A 26,320-nucleotide genomic window follows, 5' to 3' on the forward strand; every position below is an offset into this window, starting at 1 on the left:
GGGGCAACGCTCAGGCGGGACGGATCACGCGATCCGGGGATTCCTCATAAGGCGGGGCGTAGATCACCAGCAGCTTGACGGGCTCGTCGCTGATGACGGTGAACACGTGCATGGATCCGGCGGGGAAGAAGCAGCAGTCGCCGGGCCCAAGCTCGCGCGACTGGCCGTTCACCTTGGCGAGCGCCCTGCCCTCCAGCACGTAGCAAACCTGCTCGATACCGGGATGGGCGTGCGGCAAGGCGCCCTTGCCGCGCTCGATGGTGCCGTGAATCACCTCAAGCTGGGTGGCACCGACATTCTCGCGGCCAATGATGCGGCGGTTCAGCGTACCCACATGGTTGGCCGGGTGGTAGCCGGGCACGTCTTCGGCACGGACGAAGCAGGTCGGCGAGGACGAGGGTGATGTCATTGCAGTCTCCTTGCCAGTTTCGCCCCACCCAGGGAGGGCGACAGGCAAACCGATCATTTTTTCATGTTTGTGAATTTTATTTTATACCCATGAAAACAAACACGTCCAGCAAAGGTGCGCCCAGTAAGCGCCTGATCGAAGTGGACAGCAGTTTCACCGTCAAAAGTACTGTCTACAGATAGAAATACCCGGTTTAGCACCCTAGAGATGTAGTCAACCGCAGCGGATATAGGTTCCGCCAGGGAGGGCGTGGAGCGCCGGTGGCATGGGTGGACGCGCGAAGCGAAGTGTGACGGGCGCCCACCTTCGCCACGATGCCTGGTTTGGCCAATTCCCGCCGCGGCGTGGGCGGCAAGGCGAATCGCGTAGGGACTGCTACAATCGCACCAAGTTTTTTTACTGGCTGGACACGATGGGCTTCGAACAACTGGCGGCACTGAAGGAACAACTGGCAAGGCAGGCTAAGGCCGCGCCACAGGCTAAGACGCGGCGCGCGCGTCCGGTGGCTCCGGTCAGCCCGGCGAAGCCCGTGGATCCGGTGCTGCAGGCCATCGCGAAGCTGCAAAAGCGCTTCCCGCAAACCTTCCCGAAGAATCCTGCGCCGAAGGTACCGCTCAAGATCGGCATCTTCGAAGATCTCGTCCAGCACGCGCAGGAACTTGGCCTGACGGAGCCGGTGTTGCGCGACGCGATCCGGACCTGGTGCCGCGGCACCCGCTACTGGACCTGCCTGGTGGAAGGTGCCCCGCGCGTCGATCTGGCGGGTCAGGAAGCGGGACACGTTGCACAGGCCGATGCGAACCGGGCGCTGCAACTGCATGCCCATCGCGCGGCGCGAGCGTCATCTCGAACCGCGACTGCGCCCAAGCCCAGCTGATCTGCGACAGAGGCACCCTCCGGATTCGAATCGGCCCAATGGTGTTCCTCGATCCGCGGATTTCAGCGAGCGCCTAGATTTGAAAATCCGCGGCGATGTCTTCATCCGTGCGCGCCTCCAGCCGGCCAGATCGGCAGGCGCCGACAAACACGTCGTAGTCGCGCTCGACCTGATCCGCATACGCGTTCGAATACGCCAACAGCGCATCGGCCATCGCATCGCTGTTGCCAAGGTAGCCGCTGATCTCCAGCGCCATCCCGCTGGCCTTGGCATGGGCCCGCGCCAGCACCCAGCCACACAGCGCCGCGAACCTGCCCAGCAATTCATGATCCATCAACTCGATCTCGGGCGACAGTTTCATATCGCGCAGTTGCCGCAGATAGAAATGCCGGCCTGACGGCCCGTTGTTCCAGCCAAGGAACACATCGCTGGCCGCCTGCATCAGCCGCTGGCCCTCCACCACGCGCCGGCCTTCATGCGTCACGGGCGGCGACTTGAAATAGCGCGCCACTACCGACTGTGTGGCCTGCTTGCTTTGCAGGAACAGCGGCTTGCCGTGCTTGTCGATCATCAGGATGATCAGGCAGCGCGTGCCGACGCTGCCCACCCCCACCACCTTGAAGGCAGCATCATGGCGCGTGAAATGGCTGAGCAACTGGCGCCGGTCGGGCGACAGGGTGTCCAGGTACTCCTCGAAAGACTTGTCGAGCGCCTTTCCGGCGTCGTCGACCTTCATCCAGTCGTCGTCGGGGGAGAACAGCGTGTTCTGGCCGTGTAGATGGAAGATGGCCGGCGGTGCGTCGCGGATAACCCAGCGCTCGCCAACCCGCTCCGACAGCTTCGGCAACAGCGCCTCGCTGGCGCGCTTGGTCGCGCGCGCTATGCCGCGCTCCAGGCGCTGGCGGATCTGCGGCGAAGGCGTCTCGGCCATCAGGCGCTCGAAGGTGATGGCGTCATACCAGGTGTCGAGAATGCCCATCCCGGCATAGGTGGCCATGCGCTCCTGATAGCTGCGCACGACCCGATAGACCAGGTCGTCGATCACGCCCCGCTTGTGGCGCAGATGCCGGCCCGCCACCACGAAGCTGGCGGTAAGCCGCTTCAGGTCCCATTCCCAGGGCCCGAGGCTGGTCTCGTCGAAATCGTTGAGGTCGAACAGCAGCGAGCGTTCGGGGCTGGCAAACCCGCCAAAGTTGGCCAGGTGGCAGTCGCCGCAGATCTGGATGGGGAGATCGGAATTCGGCGTACCGGCCAGGTCATGCGCCTGGATGATGGCGCTGCCTCGGTAAAAGGTGAAAGGCGATTCGATCATGCGGCCGTAGCGCAGCGGCACCAGCCGTTCGACACGGCCGGCGCTGTTGATCTCCAGCAACTCGACGGGATCTCGTTCGACGTTGCCGACCGCGGCATGCGCGCTGCGGGGAACGTGTTTGCGCGTGCCCTTGCCGCGTTCGCGGCGGGATTCGATGTCTACAGGGGTGTCCACAAGCGCTCCTTGAATTTCGGCTCTGTCTCTGTGTTTTTCTGTGTTATTGCCGGTAGGGATTGCAACGCTCGCCTATCTCCGTAGCATAGGCCACAACATCATTTCTCCGCAGCATCCATTTAACGCGTCGGAATCGTGGCCTTCACCTGGGCGCAATCTCTTTATCCTCTATGGACCGCATCACGATATTTGATGTCCCGCACTCTGTCATTGGCACAAAATTGTTGGTTGCAATCATAGTATTCCTGAGCATCGGTGCGTTCGCTTGGTACTGTCTTCGGTGGATTCGACTAAATACTCCGTCCGGATGCTTGACCTTGACATAATCGGAAGCTTTAAAGTAGCCACCGTTCTGAAGGAGCTTCCCAATTTTTCAAGGAGCAGTGATGAGTTCCAGCCCGACAGGCAGTGTTGCGATCAGCATCCCGATCGAAGGCATGACTTGCGCTTCGTGCGTGGGCCGCGTCGAAAAGGCCCTGAAGGCTGTGCCAGGCGTGAACAAGGCCAGCGTCAACCTCGCGACCGAGCGCGCCGACATCACTTTTGACGGGGTACCGAATGTCGAGGCCGCTGTGCAGGCGGTGCAGAAGTCCGGCTATAACGTGGCTTCGAGCACCATCGAGTTATCGGTAACGGGCATGACCTGCGCCTCGTGCGTGGGCCGCGTCGAAAAGGCCCTGAAAGCCGTACCGGGCGTCAGCAATGCAACCGTCAACCTCGCGACTGAGCGCGCGCAGATTAGCGCCGCTGGCGGAACCTCGCCCGAAGCCCTGATCCAGGCCGTTGCCAGGGCAGGCTACGAGGCGCAGGTCATCTCGGGCGACACCAGCAACACCGATGCCGTGGCCGAGCGCCAGGCTGTCGAACTGAAGTCGCTCCGGCGCGCCCTGACGATTGCCACGCTTTTCGCCCTCCCCATTTTCATCATGGAGATGGGCGCGCACCTGGTTCCGGCGTTTCACCACGTGATTGCAAAAAGCATCGGCACGCAGAACAGCTGGTATATCCAGTTCGTGCTCTCTAGCATCGTGCTGTTCGGGCCGGGGCTGCGTTTCTTCAAGAAGGGCATCCCGGCGCTGCTGCGGGGTGCGCCGGATATGAATTCACTGGTGGCGGTAGGTACCTCCGCCGCCTATGCCTACTCGGTCGTCGCTACCTTTGCGCCGGGCCTGCTTCCCGCCGGCACGGTCAATGTCTACTACGAAGCCGCCGCTGTCATCGTGGCGCTGATCCTGCTTGGCCGCTATATGGAAGCCCGCGCCAAGGGCAACACCTCCGAAGCGATCAAGCGGCTGCTCGGTTTGCAGGCAAAGACTGCGCGTGTGGTGCGTGATGCCGCGACGCTTGAGGTTCCTATCGAAGAGGTGGTCGCAGGCGAGCTGATCGAAGTTCGTCCCGGCGAGCGTATTCCTGTCGACGGCGAAGTCGTGGACGGCGATAGCTTCATCGACGAATCCATGATCAGCGGCGAACGGGTACCCGTGGAGAAGAAGCCCGGCTCAGAAGTGGTGGGGGGCACTGTCAACCAGAACGGGGCGCTGACGTTCCGCGCCACCAAAGTCGGCAACGACACCGTGCTGGCGCAGATCATCCGCATGGTCGAGCAGGCGCAAGGCTCCAAGCTGCCGATCCAGGCGATGGTTGATCGCATCACCATGTGGTTCGTGCCGGCAGTCATGGCCGCCGCCGCGCTGACGTTCGTTATCTGGCTGAGTTTCGGGCCGGACCCCGCCCTGACATTCGCGCTTGTCAACGCGGTTGCCGTGCTGATTATTGCCTGCCCGTGCGCGATGGGCCTGGCGACGCCGACGTCAATCATGGTGGGAACCGGGCGCGCGGCGCAAATGGGCGTGTTGTTCCGCAAGGGCGAGGCACTGCAATCCCTGAAGGACGCCAGGGTGGTGGCCGTCGATAAGACCGGAACGCTAACCAAAGGGCGTCCCGAACTGACGGATCTGATCGTTGCCCCGGGGTTCGAACGCTCAGTGGTGCTGGGCAAGGTAGCCACTGTCGAAGCGAAGTCCGAACACCCGATTGCACAGGCCATCGTCGACGCAGCCAAGGCGCAAAAGATCGCCCTGGGCGCCATCGGGCAGTTCGAGTCGATTACGGGCTTTGGGGTCAGCGCCCGGGTGGATGGCGATGTGGTCGAGATTGGCGCCGATCGCTTCATGCGGGAGCTGGGCTTGGATGTCGACGCGTTCAGCGCGGATGCGGCACGTCTGGGCGACGAAGGCAAGACACCTTTGTACGCAGCTATCAATGGCCGGCTTGCAGCCATGATTGCCGTGGCCGACCCGATCAAGGAAACTACGGCGGCCGCCATCCAGGCCTTGCACGGCCTTGGCCTGAAGGTTGCCATGATCACCGGCGACAACCGTCGAACCGGCGAGGCAATCGCCCGCCAGCTGGGCATTGATGAGGTGGTTGCCGAGGTGCTGCCCGGCGGCAAGGTCGAGGCGGTACAGCGGCTGAAGAAGCGGTACGGTCCTATCGCGTATGTGGGCGATGGCATCAATGACGCGCCGGCGCTGGCCGAGGCCGACGTGGGACTCGCTATCGGTACAGGCACGGACATTGCCATCGAGGCGGCGGACGTGGTGCTGATGTCCGGCGACCTGGGTGGCGTGCCCAACGCGATTGCATTGTCGAAGGCCACGATCCGCAACATCAAGCAGAACCTGTTCTGGGCGTTTGCCTACAACGCTGCCTTGATCCCGGTCGCGGCTGGCCTGCTGTACCCGGTCAACGGCAACTTGCTTTCGCCCGTGTTTGCGGCAGGTGCCATGGCCTTGTCCAGCGTGTTTGTCCTTACCAACGCGCTGCGGCTGCGCGGCTTCGTTGCCCCCTTCGCGGTCAAGGCTTGAGACGAGATTGGTCCGGCCGGGATGGCTTGCGTAATCGACAATCCCAAGCCGAAGCCATCTGAGTCCGGACGGGTTCGCGATTTGTCTGCGCGGTAGTATGGCAGCCCATGGGGGCCGCATTGCCGCGAAGTCGACTGCGGGGAGAACGCGCTTTGTATTGATTTTCAGGCAACCGGAAGAGTGATCGAAGTTGCCGTAATGCGTCGATGGCGTGCCGGATCTGCTGGTCCAGATTTCAAAATTCGCGATGGCGCACCTCGTCGACATGATCTTCCACACCACGCTGGCGCGCCTGTCCACGCCGCAACTACACCAGTCAACTGCTGACATCAGGCGCGGACATTAAATCGCGCCTCGGCGTTTGACGGCATTGCGGCGATCTCTCGCCGGCCGCCCCGCCGCTTCCCCTTTCCGCATTCCCCTCACCCGATAACGGTTCCTGACCACCTCTGATCCGGCAAGCCCGGTCAGGGGCCGGTGGCGCTCGCCACGGCAGGCGGCAAAAATTTCTCCGGCGGCCCAGCAGATTCTACGACCTGAGCAAGCACTGGTCGGCTTACGCCAGCTATACCAATATCTTCAAGCCGCAAAACAACCGGACAGTCAACGGCAGCTTCCTCGACCCCCTGGTTGGCAACGGTTATGAAATCGGCGGCAAAGGCGCGTTCTTCAACAACCGCCTGAACATCAGCGGCGCGCTCTACTGGGTCAAGCAGGACAACCTGGCGGTGGCCATCCCCGGCGCCCTCGCGCCCGACGGCTCGCAGGCCTACTACGGCGCATCCGGCGCCAAGACCCGCGGCTACGAGCTGGAAATCTCGGGCGAACTGACGCGCGACTGGCAGGCAACCGCAAGCTTCGCACGCAACTTCAGCACGGATAAAGACGGCAAGGCGCTCAACACCAATATCCCGCAGGACACCCTCAAGCTGTTCACCACGTACCGCATTGCCGCCATTGGCAACGGGCTGACGGTGGGTGGCGGCTTGCGCTGGCAGAACCAGACCTACAGCGACAACCAGGGGCCCCTCAGGGTGCGCTTCACGCAGGGGAGCTACTCGGTGGTGGACCTGATGGCACGTTATGCCATCACCAGGAATGTCTCAGCGACGTTCAACCTCTACAACCTGTTCGACAAGCGCTACTACACCAGCACCAGTTCGTCGTTCTACGGCACGCCGCGCAGCTTCCGCCTGGGGCTGAACGTCAGCTACCGATGCGCCGCGGGCCGGGAGGAAGAATGTCGCGGGCCGATAGACTATGATGATCGCTTATCTTCCGGCCAACCCGGCCCGCGCCCTCCCCCCAGGCGCGCGGCCTGACCACACATGACCGCCAACGACAACAAAGCGCCGCCCATGAACGTGAAGACGGCGCTGCGCGTGCTTGAGATCATCGAAACCTTTGCCCGCGAGCGGCGCGCGCTCTCGCTATCGGAACTGGCCCGCCTGCTGGCGGTGCCGGCATCAAGCTGCCTTGCGCTGATCCGCACCCTGACTTCGCTGGGCTATCTCTACGAGACCGGCCGCCGCCAGGGCTATTACCCCACCGGCCGGCTGCTCGCCATGGCGCAGCAGATCGCGCGCCACGATCCGGTACTGGACCGCGTGCACGGCACCATGAACGAGCTGCGGGCCGCCACAGGCGAAACCGTGGTGATCGGCAAGCTGCATGAAGGCCGGTGGGTGGTGTACCTCGACGTGCTCGAATCCCCGCACGCGATCCGCTATATCGCCACCGCGGGCGAGCGGCGCGAACTCCACGCGAACTCCATCGGCAAGGCGTTGCTGTCCGTCATGCCGGAGGACGAGCGCCGCGCACTGATGGCGCAGCTCAGCTTCGAGCGGTTTACGCCCCGCACGATATCGGGCGTGGCGCAGCTGGAAGCCGAACTGGAGAAGTCCGCCCAGCAGGGCTGCTTTATCAACCTGGGCGAGTCGATGCCCGATGTTGGCGCGCTGGCCTGGCCGGTGCGGCTGTCGGGCGAATGCTATGGGATTTCCATTGCGGGCCCGGTCTATCGCATCGAACCCGCGCTGACGCGCTTCTCGGCCATGCTCAGGACGGCCTGCTCGGCGCTGGAACGCGACGAGCGCAGCCGGTTCGCCCAATAGCTGAAAAGCCCGATAGCCCGATAGCCCGGCAGGAAGCCGCTATCAGGCCGGGCCGGGCGCTTCCGGCTCGCCGCACTCGCGCAGCAGGTCGCGCAGCTCGTTGATGACCGGGAACACCTCGTGGTTCCAGTCCGCGCCCTGCTTGTCGTGCGCTTCCTGTTCCGCCTCCACGATCCAGCGGTCTTCCTTGAAGATCCGCTCGGTGAACCACACCAGCAGCGGCCACGCCAGGTTGAGCACGCCGGGAATGCCGGGCTTCTTGATCGACAGCAATCCGAAGGTGCGGTTGGTGCGCTGCGCCGCGTCGAGCGGCACATAGACGATCCACAAATCCATCACCAGCGTCCCTTCCGAGGTGCGGATCTGCAATGTCTGGTAGGGATAGCAGGTACGGACCGTCATTACATCCTTGCCGCTCTGCCCGCCGTTCTTGCCGCCGCCGAACACCAGCGCTTCGCCCACCGGCTGCTTGCCCTCTTCCCGCGAGAAGGTGTAGTCGACCTCGACCCACCCCTCACCCCGCCGGCGCCCGAGCGAGCGCGCGCGCATCTGGCCCATCTGCCGGCGGTGCAGGAACTGATGGTTCATATCCATCAGGTTCTCGTGCATGAACGAGTAATGGCATTTGACCTCGCGGCCGAAGCGGCGCGTCTTGTACGCCTTGTTGGCCACCGAGCCAAGGTCGGGCAGCGGCGTTTCGTCGGCGAGCACCGCGCTGCCGGGGAAAACGAAAATCAGGCCCTCCACCTCGCGGCAAGGATAGGAGCGCACCCCGTTGGGCAGCCGCTCGCGGCCCAGGTAAGGCACATCGATGCAGCGGCCCGTGCAGTCGTAGGTCCACCCGTGATAGCAGCAGCGAATCGATTCGCCATCGACCACGCCCGCATGCAGCGGCACCTGCCGGTGCGCGCAGCGATCCTCCAGCGCGAACACCGCGCCGGATTCCGTGCGCACCAGCACGATCGGCTCGCCCGCGAAGCGCACGCCATGCGCCTTGCCACGCTTGACTTCGCGCGACCAGGCTAGCGGATACCAATAATCGGGATGAATGGTGACGCGACGCAGGTCGCGGATCGGTACTTCGACGGGACTACCGTTGGCACTGCCATCTAGCAACGGGACTGCATGCATGGGGGACTTCTCCTTGCAAGACTGGAATCTCGATTGGCCGACTGCATGGGCTGGAACTCACACAGAGATCAGTCTACCTGAAGGCAAGCCGAAGCATGTGCGGCGGGACACAGCCGACGGCAAGCGAACGCCGCCGGACGGGCAGCGCTCGACAGAAACGCCATGCTTGAAGGAGGCGCCGTCAGGGCGCGGTGATGCGGGACGCCGCACCGTCCCGGGCGCACAGGCGGCGGCAGGCCAGCAGCGGCAGGCGAAGCAGGAAGCCGGCGAGCAGGCGCGCATGCATCCCGCTCAGCAAGAGGTTGTCGCGCACGTAGTGGAAGTGCGAGACGCCGCCTTCCTCGGCGCTGAAATAGCGCACCGGCGCGTCCACGTTCAGCGGCCGCACGCCATGCCAGCACATGCGCACCACCGCCTCGGGATCGAAATCGAAACGCCGCATCCAGCGCTGCTTGTGCATGACAGCACGCAGCGGCGCGATCGGGTAAATACGAAAGCCATAGAGCGAATCGCCGATGCCGGCCCAGAGCGTTTCCAGGTTGGCCCAGGCGTTGGAGATACGCCGCCCGTAGACCCGGGCCTTCGGCGCGCTGGCATCGAAGACGGGGCGGCCGAGCACCATGGCTCCCGGAGCGCGTTGCGATGCCGCCATGAAGGGGGCGATCAGGCCGGCCGGGTGCTGGCCGTCGGAATCCATGGTCAGCACGTGGGTGAACCCTTGCGCCGCGGCCTGCTCCAGCCCCTGCAGCACCGCAGCCCCCTTACCCTGGTTGCGGGGCAGCACGAGCACCCGCAAGCCCGGGTCGGCTGCCGCCTCTTGCTCCAGCCATTGCGTGCTGCCGTCGGTGCTGCCGTCCACCACCACCCACACCGGCGACCAATGGCGCCGCGCCTCGCGCACCGTGTCGCGAACCTTGGCCCCAGGGTTGTAGCTGGGAATCAGGACGAGATGGGTGTTGGAAGGCTTGATCATGCGAAGGCGAATCTGGAAACAGTGAAAAAACAAAAACAGCAAGAACAGGAGACAGGAGGCATGCCCGCCAACCCGCCGGCTAGCCCGGGCGCGCAAACCTGGCCGCTTAAACGTTGTGCACCGCGGCGCAGCCCGCGGCGCCCGGACGAAGCGGCTCTCTTTCCGGGCGCGACAGCTCCGCCTCATAGTATTGCGCCAGCTCGGCCATGAAAGCGCGCTCGCTGTCGGGCGCGTCGAAGCGCCGCCCCAGCCGGACGCGATAGCAGACCGGCATATCGGGCTTGCGAAAAATCGGCCAGCCCTTCCCGAGGAACGGCGAATCGGTCTCGATAAACAGCGTCTGCACCGGCACGCCCGCACGCTTGGCAATCAGCCCGACGCCGCCCTTGAAGGCATTGACCGGACGGCGGGTGGTGCGCGTGCCTTCAGGGAATACCAGCACCTGGCCGCCACGCCGCAGTTCCTGCACGGCACAGCGGATCATGCCGGCCAGCGTGTCGTTACGGATATAGCGCGCCAGCCTGGCAGCGGCACCGAGGAAGGGATTGTCCACCACGTCGGCTTTCATGATGCAGGCCGCCCCGGGCAGCCGCGACAACACCAGCAAGGCATCCAGCAAGCCAGGATGATTCGCCGCCAGCACGAGGGGCGGCCCGCCACGCAGGCTGTCAAGTTCGCGCAGGTCGAAGCGGCAGGCGCCCATGCCCTCCAGGGCCCACAGATAGAAGCGGAATATGCACATGATCACGAAACGGCCGAAGCGCCGCCCCAACCCGGCCGGCAGCAGCCAGTAGCAGGCCGCGGCGAAGGGCGCCCACAGCAGGGACACCAGCGCCAGCAACAGCAGGCCTGCATAGAACACGGTATATTCAGCTGCCACCGCAGCCAGGCCAAGCAAGGTTCCGCGTAGTTGACGCAGCATCAGGCCACCTCCACGGACGCGCGCATTCCCCGCTTTCCGCGCGGATGGCGGATTCCGCGAATATCGGGGTCAAGGCTGTGCCGGCGGCCTGGGGGATGCAGTGTCATGTCGCGCTCACGCCAACACTTCCAGCCCATGGCCGGCCGATGCCTCGATTTCCACCAGGAGATCGCCGCGACAGATGTCGGCCTGCACATAGGCGGCCACCACGCCGTGCCCGACCGCACTCTCCAGTGCCGCGCGCACGCTGGCGAGGGTGCCACGTTCCTGCGGATGGCGCACGTAAACCCGGTAGGCGAGTTCCGGCAGACCGATCCCCGCATGTCCATCGCGCGCGGCCTGCTCCAGGACGGCGGCAATATTGGCGATGCTCTCGCGCGTCTGCGCGGCTACATCGCCGGCATGCACCGTGCGATGCCCGACAATGCTGGCGGTGCCGGACACGAACAGCACGGGGGCTGCGCGTTCGTCGTGCGCCCTGGCCTGCCACACGCCGGCGCGTGCAAAGGTAGGGCTGCGCGGGCCGTATTGGGCAGGATAGTGATAGGCGCTGACCTGGCGCGGATTCTCCACCGCGACCGGCGCGCGCGGGCTGGCCAGGAAGCCGACCGAGAGCGTGCGCTGCGCCACGGGCTGGCCCACCGCGCCTAGCGCGCAGGCCGCCGGCACATTGCCCACGATTTCCCGGCGGCAAGCCGTGAAGGCATCCTGCCGCCCGATATTGAACTGGCGATACCGCTCCATGCCCGACTCCTCCGCATTGATGTCGGCCACGTAATTCCACACCCGCACGAGATAGGGATAGCCCTTCGCATCCAGCAAGCCGAAGATGTCGCGATAGGCGCGCTCGGTCGCCGACTGCAGCAGGCTCCCCTGCGCGGCGGCAAAGTCCGCCTCGCGCAGCGTGACGCTGCCGAAGATCAGGCCCAGCGTGGCATCCGTGCGGAAATCCACCACGCCGTGCCGGCCGGTGGCAGGCTCGCCCATGGTGTCCCAGGCAGCATTGCTGCCGTGCCAGACCTCGCATACGACGGGGTCCTCGCCCAGTGGCGGCGTGGCCACGCGCGCCAGCGGCAAGTCCGTCCCGGCAAGCATCGCCGGCGGCGAACCGCCGCCATACCACACGGCCCCCAGCGCGCCATCCAGCCAGCCCGGCCGTACCGCCGCCAGTCCACGGGCCGAGTACTGCGCCAGCCGTAGCGGTGTCGCGTTCATGGCGTCGCGCTTCATCGGCTGGCCACCGTGCCGGCGTCGTCGAGCGGGCGGATATTGCGGCGGCGTTGACGCCATGCGCCCAATGAGCGCCGCAGGTTGAACAGCGCCACGCCGTAGTAGAGCACCTTGAAGGCCAGCAGCGAGCGCCAGATCGGCGTCTTGCCGTAGATGTCGCCGGCCAGCACGGAGAGCAACGCCTCCTTCATGCGCAACACATTGCGCGGCCCCATGAACAGGTCGCGCATGGTCGGCGTCGTAATGCGGTAGATGAACCAGGAGAACTGCCTGGGACCGTGGCGCACTACCTTGTCGAAGCGCTGCAGCGCAACCTGCGCCCTGGCCGGCTCGCGCAGGCAGGTTTCGATGGCATCGGCGGCGGCAAAGGCGCTGGTCATGGCCAGCATCACGCCCGATGAGAACACCGGGTCGATAAAGGCATAGGCGTCGCCAAGCAGCACGTAGTTCGGGCCAAAGGTCTGCTCGGTCACATAGGAATAATTGCCGGTGGCCTCCACGTCCGCCACCAGCTCCGCGCCCGCCAACCGCTCCGCCAAGGCCGGGCACAGCGCGATGGTGTCGGCGAAGAAATCCCTGAGCGGCTTGTCGCGGCGTTTCAGGTAATACGGCCAGGTCACGGCGCCCACGCTGGTGGTCCCGTCCGAAAGCGGGATGAACCAGAACCAGCCGTGTTCGAACCAGAAAATGGTGATGTTGCCCTCGTTCTTGCCAGGATGGCGCCGCGCGCCGCGAAAGTGCCCGTACAGCGCGGAGCTGTTGTGCTTGGGATTGCGCAGCTTGGTCTTGAAGCGGTTGGCAAGAAACGTATCGCGGCCGGACGCGTCGACTACGAAGCGTGCCTGCCAGTCCTCCCGGCTGCCGTCGTCCCGTACCGCATGCACCACGGCGCCCGAGTCCTGCGCAAGGAACTCCACTTCCCGCACCCGGCATTGTTCGATCACCCGCGCGCCCTTGCGCGCCGCATTGCGGAACAGCAGTTCGTCAAAGGCAGAGCGGCGCACATGGTAGGCGTATGGCATCGACTTGTCCCAGGCATCGGCGAACTCGAATGCCTGGCCGCCTTCGTGCCACGGGGAGACAAACTCGGCAGCCCACTTCTCGATGGAGATGGCCCGCACTTCATCGGCCACGCCCAGGCTCTCGAACAGCGGCAAGTTGGCGGGCAGCAAGGATTCGCCGATATGGAAACGCGGATGGCGCGCCTTCTCCAGCAGAGTGACCTGGAATCCGCGCTCGGCCAGCAAGGCCGCGGCGGTGGACCCGGCAGGGCCCCCGCCGATCACCAGCACATCGCATTGGCGCAGGCCGGACGCCGGCAACGTGGCCGGCGTTGCGCCAGCGGTGCTGCAAGGAGCATTGTTATCCATCATGTTTCCTGGAATCCCGCGGCCGCACTAGGCCATGCCGCCATTGATGGAGAGCGTCTGGCCAGTGACGTAGGCCGCCGCGTCCGAGACGAGGTAGGCGATCATGCCGGCGACCTCCTGCGGGCTGCCGGCGCGCTGTGCCGGCACCAGTTGCCGGATGCGCTCAACCGGAAACGCCTCGCCGGTCATGGGCGACTCGATGACGCCGGGCGCCACGGCATTGACGGTGACACCGCGCGAGGCCATCTCAATGGCCAGGGACCGCGTGGCAGCGGTGATCCCGGCCTTGGCGGCAGCGTAGTTGGCCTGGCCACGGTTGCCGACCAGCGCCGCCACCGAAGCCATGCTGACGATGCGGCCCCAGCGGGTGCGCATCATCGGCATCAGCAGGGGCTGGGTGACATTGAAGAATCCGTTCAGCGAGACGTCGATGACACTGCGCCACTGCTGGCGCGTCATGCCGACCATCGGTGCGTCGTCATGGATGCCGGCATTGTTGACGAGTATCTGCACCGGCCCGTGCGCCAGGATGCGCTGCAACGCAGCGTCGGTGGCATCGGCATCGGTGACATCGAAGGCGATGGCATGCGCGTGGCCGCCGGCGGCGCGAATCGTCGCGGCTACCGCCTCGGCCTGGGCAAGATGGCGGTTGGCATGGACCCATACCTCATGGCCCGCCTGCGCCATCGCCAGGCAAATAGCCTGTCCAAGCGCACCGCTGCCGCCGGTGACAAGCGCCAGCTTGCGCCTCTCTTGTTGCTCCATTCACGCTCCCACAAGCGGCTGCTTCGTTACGTTGACAGGGCCCCACAGCGCATCACAGTCACCTTCCCGATGCCTCCCATTGATGCCCCTCTTCGGTATCCCTTGCCTGTCCTACGGCTTCTGACATCCGGACAAGGCCAGGCGGCCAGCCGGAGGCATCAACGCGTCCGGTTCGCTGCCGCATAGGCGGCGAGGCTGCCGAGCGAGGCGAAAATCTCGTGGTTGTCGGGATTGTCGGAGCGCAACTCGAACCCGTACTTCTTCGAGATCAGCAGGGCAATCTCCAGGATGTCGATCGAATCCAGGCCAAAGCCCTCGCCATACAGAGGCGTTTCGGCAGAGACATCTTCCGGCTTGATGTCGGAGATATCGAGTTCGCCGATGATCAACTCGGCGAGTTCATGTTCCAGTTCGGTCATCGTCGCAACGTTGCAAATATCGAAGGGTTCCGCATGCACGCTACGGTAGTCGTCCCCTGCACATGATGGGCAGCCCGGGGCATGCGTGAATTCAGACGGCTATCGTATACTCCGGCATCGTCTTTGGGGCAGATGCTACCAAGCTGGGGTAAATCCCACTAGAAAAGAGAAGTTTAGTAACAAGATTGTTCGCCGCTTCCTGAAACATCGCTCCACTTCAGCAGTCTTCACGCTATATGCTCTCGTCTTGCTTCCCGGCGCCCAGATCGGTGCCGGGCCATCCTGCCGGACGCCAGTGCAGGGCACGAGACCCTTGCATGCGGCAAGACAAGCCAAACGCCACAGCCGTCCCGATATAGCACCAAATGTCATCTTGTGATCCATCCACAACCTGCCGTCCCGTTCGCCTGCCCGCCAGGCCGGCGGACGACTGTCACACCAGTAATTCCACTGCCTCGCCCAAACAAATGCAGGCTACGGCACATGCCACTGGCCAGCACCCGCTGCGCCGTCACGGCTGGGTAATCGTTGCCGCACTTTTTGCGTTGTATGAGTACGCCTTGCACCATGTGGCCCAGCAGCCGGGCGCACAGGTGGCGGGCCTGCTGCTGGGGGCAGCGCCTTTTATCCTGCTGGGGCTGAGCCTCAGCTGGCGCTCAGGCCGGCGGTTCTCCTTGTTTGTGCTGCTGACGCTGGCCTGCGCCGGCCTGTGGCTGATGCGCGCACCGCTCTCGCAGCATTTCGGATGGACCTACTACACCCAGCACATGGGTGCGAACACCGCGCTCGGATTGATGTTCGGCCGCAGCTTGCGGCGCGGGCAAACGCCGCTGTGCACCCAGTTCGCCGCCATCGTGCGGGGAGCGCTTTCCCCCGCGCTGCAACGCTACACACGCGCCGTCACGCTGGCGTGGACGCTCTTCTTCGCCATCATGGCGACGGTATCCACAGTCCTGTTCGCGCTTGCGCCTATCGCCACCTGGTCCACCTTCGCCAACCTGTGCAGCCCGGTACTGGTGGCACTGATGTTCGTGGTGGAAGCGGGCTGCCGCCGTTTTGCGCTGCCGGGAGTGGCCCATGCCGGCGTTCGCGAAGCGATCCAGGGCTACCGCGCGGCCATGGCTGCGCGCGCGGGGTTGTCGCGTTGATGCCGGCCGCCCCCACCCACCGGCAGCCCGGCAACGGACGCGCCTATCCGCTGGTTTCACATACCTCGCCGGATAACATCATTGCCTGGCATCTCGGCCAGGCAGTGACGGTGCGCCGCTTCCTGGCCGACGTCATGCGGCTGGCCGCCGAGTTGCCGCCGGGCGACCATATCTTCAATGTCTGCGCCGACCGCTATCGCTTCACCGTAGGCCTGTGCGCGGCACTGGTGGCCGGCAAGATCAGCCTGCTGCCGTCCACCCATACCCCGGAAATGGTGCGCCAGCTCGCATCGTTCGCGCCCGACGCCTTCTGCCTGCACGACACGCCGGATTGCGATATCGCGCTGCCGCGCTTCCGCGTCCCCGGGTTCGTCGGGCAAGCCGCCGCTGCCACCCTGCCTGAGCCGCGCATACCGTCCATCCCCGGCGAGCGCGTCATGGCCTATGTGTTCACCTCCGGTTCGACGGGGCAACCGGTGCCGCACCGCAAGACCTGGGGCTTCCTGGTCAGCAACGTACGCGCCGCGGCGGCACGGCTGGGCTTGCAGGACGGCCGCGCCTATACACTGGTGGGCACCGTGCCGCCCCAGCACATGTATGGTTTCGAGTCGACGGTACTGCTGGCCTTGCAGGGCGGTATCGCCCTGAGCGCAGCGCATACCTTCTACCCCGCGGACATCTGCGATGCGCTGGAAGCCGTGCCGCGGCCGCGCGTGCTGGTGACCTCGCCGGTGCACCTGCGCGCGCTGCTGCTCTCTCCCGCCAAGCTGCCCCCGGCAGACCTCATCCTGTCTGCCACCGCGCCACTGTCGGAGAAGCTGGCATGCGAGGCGGAGGCACGCCTGGCGGCGCCGCTGATGGAAATCTACGGCAGCACCGAAACGGGCCAGCTGGCTACGCGCCGCACCGCGCAGACCAGCGCCTGGGAACTGTTCCCTGGAGTGAAGCTGGAAGCGCGGCGGCAAACCGGCGGCGAAAGCGGCGCAGAGGACCAGGACCAGGTCTGGGCAGCGGGCGGCCATGTGGAACAACCCGTTGCCATGGGCGACGCGCTGGAGCTGCTGGACGAAACCCGCTTCCTGTTGCACGGCCGCAAGGCGGACCTGATCAATATCGCCGGCAAGCGCACCTCGCTGGCTTACCTCAACCACCAGCTCAACGCCATCGAGGGCGTGGAGGACGGTGTCTTCTTCATGCCGGATGCGCCGCCGGGCGAGCAGGCCGAAGGCCATGTGCGGCGCCTGGTTGCGTTAGTGATGGCGCCGCGCCTGCAGGCCGCGCAGATCCTGCACGCGCTGCGCGAGCGCATCGACCCGGCCTTCCTGCCACGCCCGCTGCTATTCGTCGACACGCTGCCGCGCAACGCCACGGGCAAGCTTCCGCACGAGATCCTGGCGCCACTGGTGGCAAGGCTGCAGGCGGCCCGGCAGTCACAACCGCCCGGAGAGGGCGCATGATGCGCAAGGCCCACCTAGAACAAGGCGAAGCGCGCGCCACCGCTGGCTTCGTCATTGCGCCCGATCATCCCGCGCTGGCCGGCCACTTCCCCGGCCATCCGGTGGTGCCGGGGGTGGTGCTGCTGGATCACGCGATCGCGCTGATCGGCGCGGCGCTGGCGCAACCGCTGGAGATCTTCCAGCTCGGTTCGGTCAAGTTCCTGAGCCCGGTGTCGCCCGGCGAACCGGTGACGGTCACGCACGAAGCCGATGCACGCGGCACGATCCGCTTCACGCTCAGCGCCAGCGGCCGGGACGTGGCAAGCGGCACGCTGACCCCGGCGGCGCCGTCGTCAGGGGAAATCCGCGCATGACGTGGCCTGCCAAGCGAGCCGCCAGCGCCGACTGGTCCAGCCGTCAGGAACGCAGCAACACCACGCTGCTGCGCATCATGAGCTGGCTCTCCTTGCGCCTCGGGCGCCGGTTCGGCCGCGCCGTGCTGCGCCTGATCACCGCGTACTTCGTGCTGTTTTCCCCGACCGCACGCTATGCCTCGCGCGCCTACCTGGACCGCGTGCTGGGACGCTACGCGGGTTGGAGCGACGGTTTCAAACACGTCTTCACCTTCGCCTCGACCATCCACGACCGCATCTACCTGCTCAACGAACGCTTCGACCTGTTCGATATCCGCGTGCATGGCGGCGAGCTGGTGGACGAGGTCATGGCGCGAGGCGGCGGCGCCTTCCTGCTGGGTGCGCACCTGGGCAGTTTCGAAGTGATCCGCGCCGTGGGCCGCCAACGGCCCGGCCTGCGGGTCGCGATCACCATGTACGAGGAGAACGCGCGCAAGCTGAACGACGTGCTTGAAGCCATCAACCCGGCCATGCGCCAGGACGTGATTTCACTCGGCCGCATCGATGCCATGCTGAAGGCACGCGAATACCTGGAACGCGGCTTCATGATCGGCATGCTGGCCGATCGCACGCTCTCGCAACGCGCCACCGATCCCGTGCAGCAGTGCGATTTCCTGGGTGCGCCGGCGGGCTTTCCCACTGGCCCGCTGCGCATGGCGGCCATGCTGCGCCGTCCTGTGATCTTCATGACCGGGCTGTATCGCGGCGGCAACCGCTACGATATCCACTTCGAGGCGCTGGCGGATTTCTCCCAAGTGGCACGCGGCCAGCGTGAGCAGGAAGTCCAGGCTGCACTGACACGCTATGTCGGCATGCTGGAACGCCACTGCCACGACGCGCCATACAACTGGTTCAACTTCTACGACTTCTGGCAGTCCGGCCCGCCGCTTTCCAGCCAGCCGCCTCCCGGCAACGAGCCCTGACGCATGCCTCGATCCCCCGCCGCCCTCGCGCCTTACTGCCTGCGTGTTCTTGCGCGCCTGTCCATGCTTGCCTGCCTGGGCGGCGCGCTTATCCTGGCGGCCCCGCCTGCCGCCCAGGCCGCCGAACCGCCCGCCACCGCTTCCGCGGCCTGGGGCGTGGACCAGTTGATGTCCGCGCTGGCGCAGCGCAAATCCGGGCGAGTGCGCTTTACCGAGACGAAATATCTCGCCATGCTCGAACGTCCGGTGGAGTCATCGGGGGAACTGGTATTCGTGGCGCCGGATCACCTGGAAAAGCGTACCGTTGCGCCCAAGCCGGAGAACCTCGTGCTCGACGGCGACATGATGACGGTGGAGCGCGGCGGCAAGCGGTTCGTGATGCCGCTGCAAAACTACCCGGAAATCGCAGCCTTTATCGAGAGCATCCGCGGCACCCTGGCGGGCAACCGCAATGCGCTGGAGCGTTACTATCGCCTCGGCATCGAGGGCCGCGCTACCCGCTGGACGCTGACCCTGACGCCAGCCGATTCGCGCATGGCCGGCATCGTCAGGCAGATCCGCATCGATGGCGCACGGGACACGCTCGAGAGCGTGGAAATCGTGCAGGCAGACGGTGACCGCTCGGTGATGAAGATCAAGACGGCCGGCGCCCCATGACCGGACAGGCTCGCCGCGACAGCTGGCGCCAGCGCTTGGCCGAACGGCCGGCGCGCGTGGCCGTCGGCCTGTGGATAGTGTTCCTGCTGGCCTGCGCCGCGGTGGTTGCGCGCACCAGCTTCACGGCGGACTTGTCTGCTTTCCTGCCGCGCAGCCCGAGCGCGGAGCAGCAGCTGCTGGTGGACCAGTTGCGCGAGGGGCTGGTGTCCAGGCTGATCCTGCTTGGCATCGAAGGCGGCGACGCCGCCGGGCGGGCAGTGCTCTCCAAGGCCGTGGCGGCAAAGTTGCGGGCCGACCCGCGCTTTTCCTCGGTCAACAATGGCGAGCCGGTCAACCAGGCCAGCGACCAGCGTTTCCTCTATGCGCATCGCTACCTGCTCAGCCCCACGGTCACGCCCGAGCGCTTTTCGCCGGACGGGCTCAAGGCGGCGGTGGGCGAAAGCTTCGACCTGCTCGCCTCGCCGGCGGGACTCTTCACCAAAACGCTCTTGCCGCGCGATCCCACCGGCGAAATCACCTCCGTGCTGGGCCAGCTCGATAGCAGCCAGCGCGTGCCGCTGCGCGACGGCGCATGGATCTCGCGCAACGGCCAGCGCGCCGTGCTGCTGGCACAGACCGCCAGCGCCGGCTCCGACACCGACGGGCAGGCAGATGCCATCGCTGCCATCCGCCAGGCCCTCGGACAAGCCCGGCAGGCACAGCCAGCGCAGGCCGGCGCCGCACCTTACCGCCTTGTGATGACCGGCCCGGGCGTGTTCTCCGTCAGCACTCGCGACACCATCAAGCGGGAAGTGGAGCGCCTGTCCACGCTGGGCATCTGCCTCATCGTCACGCTGCTGCTGGTGGTGTACCGCTCGGTGCCCACGCTGCTGCTCGGGCTGGTGCCGGTGATATCTGGCGCGCTGGCCGGCGTGGCCGCGGTCAGCCTCGGCTTTGGCGGCATGGTGCATGGGCTGACGCTTGGCTTCGGCACCACGCTGATTGGCGAGGCGGTCGACTACTCCATCTACCTGTTCGTGCAATCCGCCCAGTACACACATGCCGGCCGGCGCGACGAACGGGCCTGGGTTGGCGCGTTCTGGCCCACGGTGCGGCTGGGCGTTTTGACGTCGGTCTGCGGTTTTGCTTCGCTGCTGCTTTCGGGCTTTCCCGGGCTCGCCCAGCTGGGGCTGTATTCCATCGCCGGGCTGGCTACGGCAGCGCTGGTCACGCGCTTTGTGCTGCCGCGGCTGGCGCCGGCCAACCTGCGCATGCGCGATGTCACGCCGCTGGGCACGCGCCTGGCCCGCGCCGCCGCCCATGCCCACCGGCTGCGCTGGCCGATGGCCGCCTTGCTGCTGGCAGCCGGCGCGGTGCTGCTGATGCAGCGCGGCCCGCTGTGGAGCCAGGAACTCGCCTCGCTAAGTCCTGTGCCCGAGCGGGAACAGGCACTCGACGCCGCGTTGCGCGCCGACCTCGGCGCGCCGGACGTGCGCTACCTGGTGGTCTTGTCCGGCCCCGACCAGGAGAGCGTGCTGCAGGGTGCCGAGCGGGTGGCGCGAGAGCTGGATCCCCTGGTGGCGCAAGGCGTCATCGCGGGCTATGAGAGCCCGGCGCACTACCTGCCCAGCCTGGCCACCCAGCGCGCCCGGCAAGCCAGCCTGCCACCGCGGCCTGAACTGGCGCAACGGCTGCAGGCCGCGGTAGCGCATCAACCCGTGAAGCCAGGCCTGTTTACGCCGTTCCTGGACGAAGCCGAGCAAGCGCGCGGCGCGGCGCCCCTGCGCCGGGAAGACCTGCGCGGCACCTCGATGGCCCTCGCGGTCGACGGGCTGCTGACCCGCCACGGCGAGCGCTGGAGCGCCACGCTGCCGCTGCGTGCGCCCACGGCGACGCCACAGGGCAATGCGGGTCCGGCAGCGGGGCCGAGCCTCGACGCCGCTCCGATCCGCGCCGCCATTGCGCGCGCGGCCCTGGACGACACGCTCTTTGTCGACCTGAAGAACGAATCCGACCAGCTGTATGCCAGCTATATGCACGAAGCGCTGCGCTTGTCGCTCGGCGGGCTCGCCGCCATCGCCGTGCTGCTGACTATCGCGCTGCGCTCGCCGCGCCGCGTGCTGAGCACCTTGCTGCCACTGGCCGCCGCCACGCTAGCGGTAGTCGCGGGGCTCGCCGCCAGCGGGCGGCAACTCACCATCCTGCACCTGGTCGGCATGCTGCTGCTGATCGCGGTGGGATCGAACTACGCGCTGTTCTTCAACGGCAGCGGCCGGCAGGCTGCCGCTATTTCGCCACATACGCTGGTATCCCTGATGCTGGCCAACATGACCACCGTGGCGGCTTTCGGACTGCTCGCCTTCTCGAGCCTGCCGTTGCTGCAAGCGTTCGGCATGACAGTGGGCCCCGGCGCGGTGCTCGCGCTGTTGTTCTCCGCTATCCTGGCGCCGCCGGCACTGCTGTCCACGCGGGCCAGGAGCCAACCATGAGCCGCATGACCCCGACCCCTCGCCTGCAAGCGGCCCCGGCCGCCATCCAGGGCGCCCGCCGGTGGCGTCCCGGCGCCCTGGTCAGCGGTACGGTGGCAGTACATGCCGGCGCCGCCGCGGCCATCGTGGCACAGCCTGCGTCCCTGCCATGGGCTGCCGGCGGCGTGATTGCCTCGCATCTGCTGCTGACGGCGGCCGGGCTGTGGCCGCGCAGTACCTGGCTGGGACCCAACCTGCGGCGCCTCCCGCCATCGGCACAGGGTTGCGTGGCCCTGAGCTTCGACGATGGTCCCAATCCCGAGGTGACGCCACGCGTTCTGGACCTGCTGGATCAGCACCGCGTGCAGGCCACTTTCTTCTGCATCGGCGCGCGCGCGGCGCAGCACCCCGCGCTGGTCCGCGAGATCGTGCAGCGCGGACACGCGGTGGAGAACCACAGCCTGGACCATCGCCATCACTTCTCCCTGTTCGGCCCGGCCCGGCAGTTGCGCGATATCGCCACGGCACAGCAGGTGCTGACGGAACTGACCGGCACCGCGCCGCGCTTCTTCCGGGCGCCCGCCGGGCTGCGCAACCCCTTCCTCGAACCCGTGCTGTGCCGGCTGGGCCTGCACCTGGCCAGCTGGACGCGGCGGGGCTTCGACACCGCCGCCGCCGGCGATGCCGATCATGTCGCGCGCCGCTTGCTGACCGGCCTGGCCGAGCGCGACATCCTGCTGCTGCACGACGGCAACCCAGGCCATGATCGCGCCGGCCGGCCGCTGGTGCTGGAGGTGCTGCCGCGTGTGCTGCGGGCCATCGACAGCGCCGGGCTGCGTTGCGTAACGCTGCGTGATGCTGCGTGACGCTGCGTGACGCCGTGCCCCATGCGGCTTGCTGACACAGGCCATTTGATACAATCGGCGCACCGCGCAAACGGATCCACAAAGCAGTGTCCCCCCTTCTTTTCTCGCACTACACCGCCACCAGTTGCCTAGGGCATGGCCTCGACGCCACACTGGCGGCCTTGCGCGCACAACGCGGCGGGCTGATTCCCTGCGAGTTCAGCGATATCAAGCTGGATACGTATATTGGCGAAGTCGCACAGGTGGACGAGACGTCGCTGCCCGCGGTGCTGGCTGAGTTCGACTGCCGCAACAACCGGCTGGCGCAACTGGGGCTGGAACAGGACGGCTTTGCGGAGCAGGTTCGCGCAACCGTGGCCCGCTATGGCGCGCACCGGATCGGTGTGTTCCTTGGCACCAGCACTGCGGGCATCCTGCAGACCGAGCTTGCGTACCGCCGGCGCGACCCCGACACCGGCGCGCTGCCCGCGGATTTTCATTACCTCGGCAGCCACAGCCCCTACTCCCTGGCGGAATTCGTGCGGTGCTACTTCGGCCTGCGTGGACCCGCGGCGTCGATCTCCTCGGCCTGCTCGTCCGGTGCCAAGGTGTTCGCCTCGGCACGCCGCATGATCGAGGCGGGACTGATCGATGCTGCCGTGGTGGGTGGCGTCGATTCGCTGTGCCACACCACGCTGTACGGATTCAATTCGCTGGAACTGGTATCCAGCCAGCCATGCCGCCCCTACGACGCGCACCGCAATGGCATCTCGATCGGCGAAGGCGCCGCGTTCGGCCTGCTGGAGCGCCTTCCCGCGGCAAGCGCCGCGCGCGCGGGCGAAGACATCCTGCTGCTGGGCATCGGCGAATCCAGCGATGCCCACCATATGTCAGCGCCGCACCCGCAGGGACTGGGCGCCCGCATGGCGATGGCGCAGGCGCTGTCCAGCGCTGGCCTGACGCCGGCGCAGATCGACTACGTCAACCTGCACGGCACCGCCACGCGCAGCAATGACGCGGCCGAAGGCAAGGCCATGCTGGACCTGCTGCCCGCCGCGCCGTGCAGTTCGACCAAGGGCGCAACCGGCCACACACTGGGCGCGGCCGGCGCCATCGAGGCGGTGATCTGCGCGCTGGCGCTGCGTCACGGCCTGCTGCCGGCGGGCATCAACACCACCGAGCCGGATCCCGAGTTGCCGCTCGATTACCTGCTGAAAAACCGCGAGCAGGCCGTGCACCGCGTACTGAGCAACGCCTTTGGCTTTGGCGGCTCCAACTGCAGCCTGTTGTTCGGGCGCGCCGATTCGCCAGGTTGACCCTACCCATGCAAGTGAGCGCATTCATCGAAGGCATCGGCCTGCTCGGACCCGGTTTCAAGGACTGGCCGCAAGGTGCCGCCGTACTTGCCGGCACGCTGCCTTATGTCAGCGAATCGACAGGGCTGCCACCACCGGCCGGCCTGCCACCCGCCGAACGGCGCCGCACCGGCCCCAGCGTCAAGCTGGCGCTGGGGCTTGGCCAGCAAGCCGCTGCGGCCAGCGGCATGGATGCGGCGGCCCTGCCGACCGTATTCACCGCATCCAGCGGCGACGGCTACAACTATCACGTGATCTGCGAGGCACTGGCCAGCGACGATCCGCTGATCTCGCCGACGCGCTTCCACAACTCAGTGCATAACGCGGCGGCGGGCTACTGGGGCATCGCCTCTGGTGCCATGGCAGCGTCCAATGTGCTGTGCGCCCGCGACGGCAGTTTCGGCGCCGGCCTGCTGGACGCCCTGTGCCAGGTGGCGGTGGACCGCGAAGCGTGCATGCTGATCGCCTACGACACGGACTACCCGGAGCCGTTGCGCAGCCACCGGCCGATCCCGGACGCGTTCGGCCTGGCGCTGGTGCTGCTGCCCGAGCCGACCCCGCGTTCCCTCGCGCGCCTCGACGTCACGCTGGCCGAAGCCCCGGCCAGCCGGATGGCGGACCCCGCGCTGGAACGGTTGCGCCAGGGCGTGCCCGCGGCGCGGGCCCTGCCCTTGCTGCAAGCGCTGGCGCTGGGCGGCCCGCGCGAGGTGGTGCTCGACTATCTGGATGATCTGCGCCTGCGGGTGGCCGTTACACCGGCCGTGGCGGCATAGCGCCATGCATCCCGACGCGGCACCGCTGGGGCGCGCGTGGATCGCGGCGCATATACCGCATCAGGGCACCATGTGCCTGCTGGACGCCGTGCTCGACTGGAGCCCGGAGTTCATCCGCAGCGAAGCCAGCAGCCATACCCACCCGGACAATCCGCTGCGCGCCCACGGACGCCTGGCGGCCGTTTGCGGCATCGAATACGCCGCGCAGGCCATGGCCGCGCACGGCGCCGCCTTGCAACAGCCGGCGCAACGCCCGCGCGTGGGCTACCTCGCCAGCGTGCGCAAGCTGGACCTGCGCGTGGCGCGCCTTGACGACATCGCCGCGCCGCTGCAGGTGGAGGCCCACCGCATCAGCGGCAGCGAGAACAACATTCTCTATGCCTTTGAAGTCAGCGCGGCCGGCCAGTTGCTACTGGCCGGCCGCGCCGCGGTCATCCTGGATGTCCCTCTGAGCCCGGCCGCTTAGCGCGCCGGCAGGATCTTGCCGGCCACTTCGCCAAACCCGACCCGATAACCGTCGCCCTGGCACCAGCCGGCCATGACCACTTCGTCGCCGTCTTCCAGGAAGCCACGCTTGCCGCCGTCGGCCAGCGCTACTGGCTCGGCACCGTTGCGGGTCAGCTCCAGCAGGCTGCCATAGGAATCCGGTGTGGTGCCGCTGATGGTACCGGAGCCCATCAGGTCCCCCACGCGGACATTGCAGCCCGACACCGTGTGGTGGGCCAGTTGCTGCACCATGGTCCAGTACATGGCCTTGAAGTTGGTGCGGCAGACGGTGGTGGCTTGCTCGGCGCCTTCCGGGCGCAGGGAGACTTCCAGCGCGATGTCGTAAGCATTGCGCTCCGGCTGTTGCAGGTATTCCAGCGGCTCGGGCGACTGCACCGGATTGTCGCGGCGGAACGGCTCGAGCGCGTCCATCGTCACCACCCACGGCGAGATCGAGGTGCCGAAGCCCTTGCTGTTGAACGGGCCCAGCGGCACATATTCCCACTGCTGGATGTCGCGCGCGCTCCAGTCGTTGAGGATCACCATGCCGAAGATATGCCCGGCCGCAGCGGCGGTGGTGACCGGCTCGCCAAGCGTCGACGGTTTGCCGACGATAAAGGCCATTTCCAGTTCGTAATCGAGCTTCTGGCAGGCCGTGAAGATCGGGCGCGGCGCGTTGGGAGGCTTGATCTGCCCCTTGGGACGGTGCAGCGCCGTGCCGCTCACCACCACCGAACTGGCGCGGCCGTTGTAACCGATGGGAATCTCTAGCCAGTTGGGCAGCAGCGCATTGTCCGGATCGCGGAACATGCGGCCAACGTTGGTGGCGTGCTCGCGCGAGGAGTAGAAATCCGTATAGCCGGGGATGTCCACGGGCAAGTGCAAGGTGGCCCAGGCCATCGGCACCAGGGCTTGCTCGTGCAAGGCGGATTTGGGACGCAGGATGGTGTCGTCCGCCGACAGCAAGGCCGTCAGGCGCTGTCGGGTTTCGGTCCAGGCCGGCTTGCCGAGCGCGATGAAGGCGTTAAGCGTGGCGCCACCGAACACGCCCTTCACCGCGGCTGGCAACAGGCCTTCAGCGTCCAGCACGGACAGGTCGAGAATCAGGTCGCCAATGGCGACGCCCACGCGCGGGCCCTGCCCGTTCGGGGAAAAGATGCCGTAGGGAAGGTTCTGCAGCGGGAAATGCGTAACGCCATCGTTGGCGGAATCGATCCAACTCTGCTGGACGGTAATCATCGGGGGCTCCGGAAGGGAATGACAAAAGGTGCCGG

General features: G+C 66.3%; 25 protein-coding genes. 15 read left to right on the forward strand and 10 right to left on the reverse strand.

Annotated features, from left to right (window positions below; all coding sequences use genetic code 11):
* Nucleotides 1-10 precede the first annotated feature (10 nt).
* On the reverse strand, nt 11-409 hold the full coding sequence (locus ACZY0R_RS01805; protein WP_488856863.1) for a cupin domain-containing protein: 399 nt from the start codon (nt 407-409) through the stop codon (nt 11-13).
* 412 nt (nt 410-821) lie between these two features.
* Here ACZY0R_RS01805 and ACZY0R_RS01810 point away from each other — a divergent pair, with 412 nt between their 5' ends.
* The gene (locus tag ACZY0R_RS01810; RefSeq protein ID WP_488856864.1) at nt 822-1,286 is read left to right on the forward strand and encodes a ProQ/FinO family protein; all 465 of its coding nucleotides are present in this window, start codon (nt 822-824) and stop codon (nt 1,284-1,286) included.
* A 73-nt stretch (nt 1,287-1,359) separates the two neighbouring features.
* On the opposite strand, the gene ACZY0R_RS01815 is transcribed toward ACZY0R_RS01810, so the two are convergent.
* The gene (locus tag ACZY0R_RS01815) at nt 1,360-2,772 is read right to left on the reverse strand and encodes a DUF2252 domain-containing protein (protein WP_488856865.1); all 1,413 of its coding nucleotides are present in this window, start codon (nt 2,770-2,772) and stop codon (nt 1,360-1,362) included.
* A gap of 386 nt (nt 2,773-3,158) precedes the next feature.
* On the opposite strand from ACZY0R_RS01815, the gene ACZY0R_RS01820 reads away from it, so the two are divergent.
* From ACZY0R_RS01820 to ACZY0R_RS01835, 4 genes are all read left to right on the forward strand, one after another.
* Nucleotides 3,159-5,639: a heavy metal translocating P-type ATPase gene (locus ACZY0R_RS01820; protein ID WP_488856866.1), complete on the forward strand. Its 2,481-nt coding sequence runs from the start codon at nt 3,159-3,161 to the stop codon at nt 5,637-5,639.
* Nucleotides 5,640-5,850: 211 nt separating this feature from the next.
* Nucleotides 5,851-5,985, forward strand: a complete 135-nt coding sequence (locus tag ACZY0R_RS01825) for a hypothetical protein (protein ID WP_488856867.1) — start codon at nt 5,851-5,853, stop codon at nt 5,983-5,985.
* 190 nt (nt 5,986-6,175) lie between these two features.
* Nucleotides 6,176-6,961 carry a TonB-dependent siderophore receptor gene (locus tag ACZY0R_RS01830; protein ID WP_488859472.1) on the forward strand — a complete coding sequence of 262 codons (786 nt, stop codon included), beginning with the start codon at nt 6,176-6,178 and terminating at the stop codon, nt 6,959-6,961.
* A 36-nt stretch (nt 6,962-6,997) separates the two neighbouring features.
* Entirely contained in the window at nt 6,998-7,753 is a 756-nt protein-coding gene (locus ACZY0R_RS01835; RefSeq protein WP_488859473.1) for an IclR family transcriptional regulator, read from the forward strand.
* Nucleotides 7,754-7,795: 42 nt separating this feature from the next.
* Here ACZY0R_RS01835 and ACZY0R_RS01840 read toward each other — a convergent pair whose 3' ends face one another.
* The 7 genes from ACZY0R_RS01840 to ACZY0R_RS01870 form a co-directional block, all read right to left on the reverse strand.
* Nucleotides 7,796-8,884 carry a Rieske 2Fe-2S domain-containing protein gene (locus ACZY0R_RS01840; protein WP_488856868.1) on the reverse strand — a complete coding sequence of 363 codons (1,089 nt, stop codon included), beginning with the start codon at nt 8,882-8,884 and terminating at the stop codon, nt 7,796-7,798.
* Nucleotides 8,885-9,065: 181 nt separating this feature from the next.
* Nucleotides 9,066-9,857 (reverse strand): glycosyltransferase family 2 protein, encoded by a 792-nt coding sequence (locus ACZY0R_RS01845; protein WP_488856869.1) that lies wholly within the window; start codon nt 9,855-9,857, stop codon nt 9,066-9,068.
* 106 nt (nt 9,858-9,963) lie between these two features.
* The gene (locus ACZY0R_RS01850; RefSeq protein ID WP_488856870.1) at nt 9,964-10,779 is read right to left on the reverse strand and encodes a lysophospholipid acyltransferase family protein; all 816 of its coding nucleotides are present in this window, start codon (nt 10,777-10,779) and stop codon (nt 9,964-9,966) included.
* Nucleotides 10,780-10,893: 114 nt separating this feature from the next.
* The gene (locus ACZY0R_RS01855) at nt 10,894-12,009 is read right to left on the reverse strand and encodes a chorismate transformation FkbO/Hyg5 family protein (protein WP_488856871.1); all 1,116 of its coding nucleotides are present in this window, start codon (nt 12,007-12,009) and stop codon (nt 10,894-10,896) included.
* Entirely contained in the window at nt 12,006-13,382 is a 1,377-nt protein-coding gene (locus ACZY0R_RS01860) for an NAD(P)/FAD-dependent oxidoreductase (RefSeq protein WP_488856872.1), read from the reverse strand. The genes ACZY0R_RS01855 and ACZY0R_RS01860 overlap by 4 nt, the downstream gene beginning before the upstream one ends.
* A gap of 24 nt (nt 13,383-13,406) precedes the next feature.
* Complete coding sequence (gene fabG / locus ACZY0R_RS01865; RefSeq protein ID WP_488856873.1) at nt 13,407-14,144, reverse strand: 3-oxoacyl-ACP reductase FabG; 738 nt, start codon at nt 14,142-14,144, stop codon at nt 13,407-13,409.
* A 158-nt stretch (nt 14,145-14,302) separates the two neighbouring features.
* Nucleotides 14,303-14,563 carry a phosphopantetheine-binding protein gene (locus ACZY0R_RS01870; RefSeq protein WP_441630586.1) on the reverse strand — a complete coding sequence of 87 codons (261 nt, stop codon included), beginning with the start codon at nt 14,561-14,563 and terminating at the stop codon, nt 14,303-14,305.
* A 467-nt stretch (nt 14,564-15,030) separates the two neighbouring features.
* Here ACZY0R_RS01870 and ACZY0R_RS01875 point away from each other — a divergent pair, with 467 nt between their 5' ends.
* The 10 genes from ACZY0R_RS01875 to ACZY0R_RS01920 all read left to right on the forward strand — a co-directional run bounded on the left by ACZY0R_RS01875 (nt 15,031) and on the right by ACZY0R_RS01920 (nt 25,026).
* Entirely contained in the window at nt 15,031-15,711 is a 681-nt protein-coding gene (locus ACZY0R_RS01875; protein WP_488856874.1) for a COG4648 family protein, read from the forward strand.
* Entirely contained in the window at nt 15,711-17,168 is a 1,458-nt protein-coding gene (locus ACZY0R_RS01880; RefSeq protein WP_488856875.1) for an AMP-binding protein, read from the forward strand. The genes ACZY0R_RS01875 and ACZY0R_RS01880 overlap by 1 nt, the downstream gene beginning before the upstream one ends.
* Nucleotides 17,165-17,521 carry an ApeI family dehydratase gene (locus ACZY0R_RS01885; protein ID WP_488856876.1) on the forward strand — a complete coding sequence of 119 codons (357 nt, stop codon included), beginning with the start codon at nt 17,165-17,167 and terminating at the stop codon, nt 17,519-17,521. Before ACZY0R_RS01880 ends, ACZY0R_RS01885 begins: the two co-directional genes overlap by 4 nt.
* Entirely contained in the window at nt 17,518-18,483 is a 966-nt protein-coding gene (locus tag ACZY0R_RS01890) for a lysophospholipid acyltransferase family protein (protein ID WP_488856877.1), read from the forward strand. Before ACZY0R_RS01885 ends, ACZY0R_RS01890 begins: the two co-directional genes overlap by 4 nt.
* Before the next feature lie 63 nt (nt 18,484-18,546).
* Complete coding sequence (locus tag ACZY0R_RS01895) at nt 18,547-19,140, forward strand: LolA-related protein (protein WP_488859474.1); 594 nt, start codon at nt 18,547-18,549, stop codon at nt 19,138-19,140.
* Complete coding sequence (locus tag ACZY0R_RS01900; protein WP_488856878.1) at nt 19,137-21,608, forward strand: MMPL family transporter; 2,472 nt, start codon at nt 19,137-19,139, stop codon at nt 21,606-21,608. The genes ACZY0R_RS01895 and ACZY0R_RS01900 overlap by 4 nt, the downstream gene beginning before the upstream one ends.
* A complete protein-coding gene (locus ACZY0R_RS01905) occupies nt 21,605-22,453 on the forward strand; it encodes a polysaccharide deacetylase family protein (RefSeq protein WP_488856879.1) in 849 nt (282 codons plus the stop codon). Before ACZY0R_RS01900 ends, ACZY0R_RS01905 begins: the two co-directional genes overlap by 4 nt.
* Before the next feature lie 86 nt (nt 22,454-22,539).
* Nucleotides 22,540-23,748: a beta-ketoacyl-[acyl-carrier-protein] synthase family protein gene (locus ACZY0R_RS01910; RefSeq protein WP_488856880.1), complete on the forward strand. Its 1,209-nt coding sequence runs from the start codon at nt 22,540-22,542 to the stop codon at nt 23,746-23,748.
* An 8-nt stretch (nt 23,749-23,756) separates the two neighbouring features.
* Nucleotides 23,757-24,560, forward strand: coding sequence for a beta-ketoacyl synthase chain length factor (locus ACZY0R_RS01915; RefSeq protein WP_488856881.1), 804 nt, complete (start codon nt 23,757-23,759; stop codon nt 24,558-24,560).
* A 4-nt stretch (nt 24,561-24,564) separates the two neighbouring features.
* Nucleotides 24,565-25,026, forward strand: a complete 462-nt coding sequence (locus tag ACZY0R_RS01920) for a hotdog family protein (RefSeq protein WP_488856882.1) — start codon at nt 24,565-24,567, stop codon at nt 25,024-25,026.
* On the opposite strand, the gene fahA is transcribed toward ACZY0R_RS01920, so the two are convergent.
* Nucleotides 25,023-26,285 (reverse strand): fumarylacetoacetase, encoded by a 1,263-nt coding sequence (gene fahA, locus ACZY0R_RS01925; RefSeq protein WP_488856883.1) that lies wholly within the window; start codon nt 26,283-26,285, stop codon nt 25,023-25,025. The genes ACZY0R_RS01920 and fahA overlap by 4 nt on opposite strands.
* Between the last annotated feature and the right edge of the window lie 35 nt (nt 26,286-26,320).

The organism is Cupriavidus sp. F041 (assembly GCF_057814235.1).